The sequence below is a fragment of the Enterobacter cloacae complex sp. 6730903 genome (assembly GCF_048283985.1).
Classification (GTDB): domain Bacteria; phylum Pseudomonadota; class Gammaproteobacteria; order Enterobacterales; family Enterobacteriaceae; genus Enterobacter; species Enterobacter hormaechei_C.
This window is the reverse complement of the sequence record NZ_JBLVXX010000174.1, coordinates 1-392: the sequence shown is the minus strand read 5'-3', so window position 1 is coordinate 392 and position 392 is coordinate 1. Positions and strand designations below refer to the sequence as shown.

At 34.2% G+C, this 392-nt stretch carries 1 protein-coding gene; it reads left to right on the top strand.

Annotated elements, in window-relative coordinates; translation table 11 throughout:
• Positions 1 to 277 (top strand): hypothetical protein (locus ACNQ0W_RS25420; RefSeq protein WP_417933312.1); only part of this gene is annotated, 277 nt, incomplete at its 5' end.
• Between the last annotated feature and the right edge of the window lie 115 nt (positions 278 to 392).

Genomic DNA, 392 nt, shown 5'->3' with positions numbered 1-392 from the left:
AGAAGGTATTGCATTAACTGTTACTGATGATGTCGATTATGGTTTAGAGAGATTGTCTGTTTTGACTAAAGCACCAAAAACAAAATTGATTATGGAAATGCTTCAAGAATATTTACCTATTCTTGAACGTACCGCTGATGCCTTAGAGCAAATTATTGCTGATAAGGAAAACGGTAAAGATATTGCCAAGAAATTCGTTAGTGAAATGTTACTTGATGGGAATGAAAAGTTAGGAATTATTGCTTCTGAAGTTAAGGCTTTTAATGCTTCTAAATAAGTAAAGCCCTAGTGATTGCAGTCATTAGGGCTTTGAATCCAATTTGTACGAGCAAGTACATAGGAGTAACTATTGTACGTCCTACGTGAAAATAAACCAAGAGAGGTTATTTGTA